The following is a 4,083-nucleotide window of genomic DNA, read 5'->3' on the forward strand; positions in this document are numbered from 1 at the left end:
ATGCCCTACCGTCACCACCCTTCGCACGGATTCCTCCGCGCACCTGCCGCGCATCGCGGCGCCATCAGCTGCAACCCGGGGAACCGTGCTCGTGACCGGTCCCCACTTTATTGAAGCAGCTTGACGGGCAACGCGCGCGCACGATCGGTTGCCCGTCTGGGCGGTGTGCTGTTAGATGCCGCCGGCCGTAGTGGGTATCTATCAGTTGACCGACGAGTGATCGGATAGATGTGACACGCGATATTGATGTTGTTCCGCTGCAGCGGCGTCGCGAGCACAATGGAATCTCGCGAATCGGTAAGTCAACGGCAAGGAAACGCAACGGCCTCCGGCCGGCGACAAGTTAAGGGGGTCACCCATCGCGAAGGTGGATATCGCGGTGCTGCTTGCCTTGATTGCCGCGCTGGTATCCGGAGCGGGGGATGTGATTCGCCAGCGGTCTGCGCAGGAGATCACCGACGAACCGGTGGGACATTGGCAGCTGTTCCGCATGTCGCTGCGCGACGTCCGCTGGTGGTTGGGCGGCGTGGCGGCGGTGGCCAGTTTCGGCTTGCAAGCTGTGGCCCTGGGGCTGGGTTCGGTGGTGTTGGTGCAGGCGCTGCAGGTGACCGCGCTGCTGTTCGCGTTGCCGATCAATGCTCGGCTGACCGGCTACCGGGTCACCCGCTGGGAGTGGCTGTGGGCGGCGTTGGTGGCCGGCGCGGTAGCGGTCTTCGTCATCGTCGGTGATCCGACCGCCGGCGTGCAGCGCGGGTCGGCCCACACGTGGGCCGTGGTAGCCGCGGTGATGACGCCGGTGTTGGTGCTGTGTGTGGTGGGGGCACGGATCTGCTCAGGAGCGGTGGCCGCGGTATTGCTGGCGGTGGTCTCGGCGTCGGCGTGGGCGCTGTTCGCGGTGTTGACCAAGGGCATAGTCGAGGTGCTCGAACAGGGTTTGGCAGCGGTGCTGCGCGCGCCGGAGCTGTATGCATGGCTGCTGGCGGCGCTCGTCGGCACGGTGTTTCAGCAGTCGTCGTTCCGGGCCAGTGCACTGACCGCCTCGTTGCCGACGATGACCGTGGCGGAGCCGGTGGTGGCGTCTGTCCTCGGCGTCGTCGTGCTCGGCGAAACCTTGCAGACCCCCGGGCCCGAGGTGGTCGTGCTCGTAGCGGCGGTGCTCGTGATAATCGCGGCGACCACAGCCCTGGCCCGCGGCGAGGCCGCATCGATGGCCGCCGGTGCCGAAGCGCATCCCGCGGCGTCGTGGGACAGCGGATTGACGGTGAGCGGCGCAGCGGCTCGTTCCGGCCTGGCGGCGGCAGTTGCTGAAAGTGTCGAGCGCAATAGAGTGTTTCTGGGCCGGTCGGCGAACAGTAGTTGAACGGCCAGTGAGCGTGACGGCTTCCGGGCCGAACGTCGGCGAGGAGGTCACCCATGTCGAACACCGATATTGCGACGCTGCTCGCCCTATGCGCTGCCCTGGCAGCCGCAATCGGCAGTGTGATCCGTCAGCGGTGCGCGCAGGTAATCACCGACCAACCCGTCGGCCACTTGGCGTTGTTCGGCATGTTGTTGCGCGACATCCGTTGGTGGCTGGGCGGATTGGGGGACATCGCCAGTTACTGTCTGATTGCTGCGGCGCTCGACAAGGGCTCGGTCATGCTGGTCACGGCACTGCAGGTGACGGTCATTCTGTTCGCGTTACCGATCTACGCGCGGGTGACCCGTCATCGGATAACCGGCCCGGAGTGGATATGGGCGGTATTGCTGGCCGTGGCCTTGGCGGTAGTCGTCACAGTTGGAGATCCGACGGCCGGTTACTCTCACGGCTCGGCGACTGCCTGGCTGGTGGTGGCACTCGTGATGGGGCCCGCGTTGGCGTTGTGTGTGGTGGGCGCACAGCTCTGGTCGGATCGTCCGGCTGCGGCGGTATTGCTTGCGGTGGTTTCGGGTTCGTCGTTGGCGCTGTTCGCGGTGCTGACCAAGGGCATTGTCGATCTGCTTGAACACGGCGCTGGTGAGCTGCTGCGGACACCGGAGCTGTATGCCTGGGTGCTCGCGGCCCTGGTCGCGATGATCTTTCAGCAGTCGGCGTTTCGCGCCGGCGCCCTGACTGCTTCGCTGCCGACGATTACCGTGGCAAAGCCTATAGTGGCCACGGTGCTCGGAGTCACCGTGCTCGGCGAGACTTTGCGCGCCGACGGCCTCGAGTGGGTCGTGCTCATCGTGGCCGCCGTTTTGGTGTTGGTCGCGACGGTGGCTCTGGCTCGCGGCGAGGCCGCCACGATGGCGGCCGGTGCGGGGCGTGACGTGATAGCCGACGACCAGTCGACGGCGTCGTCGCCACCCCTGAGCGGCTGACGGTTTCCCGGCGCGCCGCACGTCGTTGCCCAGCGCCGCAGCATGTTCATGCCACAGTTGGTATGCCGAGAGAAAGTCGGTGGGGAGGTCAGCCATGCCGAAGGCGGATATCGCGGCGCTTCTGGCCTTGAGCGCTGCGGTGTTCATCGCGATCGGCAATGTGATCCATCAGCGCGCTGCGCGGCAGGTGACGGACAAACCGGTCGGTCATGTGGGGTTGTTCACCCGGCTGCTGCGGTACCCCTGGTGGTGGGTGGGAAGCCTGGTTGGCGCCGTCGGCTTCGGCCTGCAGGCCGCCGCGTTGGGCTTGGGATCTGTGCTGTTGGTGCAGGCATTGCTGGTGACGGCGCTGCTGTTCGCCTTGCCGATCAACGCCCGCATCAATCACCGCAAGATGACTAGGCGGGAGTGGACGTGGGCGGCGTTGTTGGCGGGTGCCGTCGCGATCGTGGTGACCATCGGCCATCCGTCGGCCGGTCACGCGCGGGCCTCGATGGCCACCTGGGCGATCACGCTTGTGGTGATCCTCCCGGTGTTGGTGTTGTGCTTGGTGGCGGCACGCAGGCGCTCCGGTCCGGTCGTCGCGGTGCTCCTGGCAATCGCCTCGGCTTTGTCCTGGGCGCTGTTTGCGGTGTTGACCAAAGGGGTCATCGGGGTGCTCGGCGGCGGCCTGGGAGCACTGCTGCGGGCACCGGAGTTCTACGGGTGGCTGTCGGCCGGGTTGGGCGCGACGGTGTGGCAGCAGTCGTCGTTTCGCGCCGGCGCGCTGACCGCATCGCTGCCGACGTTGACGGTCTGCCAGCCGCTGCTGGGTTCGGTGCTCGGCATTGCGATGCTCGGCGAAGTCCTGCGCCCGGGTCAGGCGGGCTGGTCAACCTTGGCGGTGGCGGTTGTTGTGATGCTTGCCGCCACGGTGGCGCTGGCCCGCGACGAGGCTACGGTCGCGCTCGGCCGCAGCGACGACATGACGGCCACCCGCCAACCTGCGATGTCGCCGGGACGTTAGTTTTGGTGGCGTGCTGGGCGCCATCGCGATCATTCCGTCCGCACCCGTCCTGGTCCCACAACTGGCGGGAGCAGCCGCCGCGGAGATAGCTGACCTGCGCGAGGCGGTGATCGCCGCTGCCGCCGCGCTGCCGCCGCGCTGGATTGCTCTCGGCGCCGGTCGGGCGGACAGTGTGGTCGGGCCCGACAACGTCGGCACCTTCGCCGGCTTCGGCGTCGATCTGCCGGTGCGGCTGTCGCCGGGGGCCGATCGTCCACCTGGCGAAATGCCGCTCTGTGCCTTGATGACCGGGTGGGTGCGCGAGCAGGCCCAGCCCGGGGCGTCGGCCGAGGTGCGGGTGTACGCGCCCGACCACCACGTTGACGTTGCGTTGGCCCGAGGCCGGCGGCTGCGCGCCGAGATCGACAAGGATACCGAGCCGACCGGGGTGCTGATCGTCGCCGACGGCGCCACCACCTTGAGCCCCGCCGCCCCCGGCGGGCACAACCCCCGCGACGCGCAGGTTCAACTCGCCTTGGACGACGCGCTGGCCTGCGGTGATCTGGTCGCCTTGGCCCGGCTGCCGGGCCAGGTCGTCGGGCGCGTGCCATTTCAGGTGCTGGCCGGGCTCGCCGCGCCCGCGCCGCGATCGGCCAAGGAGCTCTACCGCGGAGCGCCTTACGGGGTGGGCTACTTCGCCGGCATCTGGCAGCCGTGAGCAGACCGCTGGCGATCGTCGGGCCCACCGGCACCGGCAA

Annotated in this window: 4 protein-coding genes; all 4 read left to right on the forward strand. The window is 68.0% G+C overall.

Annotation, left to right across the window (positions count from 1 at the left end; all coding sequences use genetic code 11):
* Positions 1-358: 358 nt before the first annotated feature.
* Positions 359-1,360, forward strand: a complete 1,002-nt coding sequence (locus tag ACFE99_RS23490; RefSeq protein ID WP_375489062.1) for a DMT family transporter — start codon at positions 359-361, stop codon at positions 1,358-1,360.
* Positions 1,361-1,413: 53 nt separating this feature from the next.
* Positions 1,414-2,340, forward strand: coding sequence for a DMT family transporter (locus ACFE99_RS23495; protein WP_375489056.1), 927 nt, complete (start codon positions 1,414-1,416; stop codon positions 2,338-2,340).
* Between the two features lie 94 nt (positions 2,341-2,434).
* Entirely contained in the window at positions 2,435-3,346 is a 912-nt protein-coding gene (locus ACFE99_RS23500; RefSeq protein ID WP_375489058.1) for a DMT family transporter, read from the forward strand.
* Positions 3,347-3,356: 10 nt separating this feature from the next.
* The gene (locus ACFE99_RS23505; RefSeq protein WP_375489060.1) at positions 3,357-4,043 is read left to right on the forward strand and encodes a hypothetical protein; all 687 of its coding nucleotides are present in this window, start codon (positions 3,357-3,359) and stop codon (positions 4,041-4,043) included.
* Positions 4,044-4,083: the final 40 nt, after the last annotated feature.

Source organism: uncultured Mycobacterium sp. (assembly GCF_964249325.1).
Taxonomy (GTDB): domain Bacteria; phylum Actinomycetota; class Actinomycetes; order Mycobacteriales; family Mycobacteriaceae; genus Mycobacterium.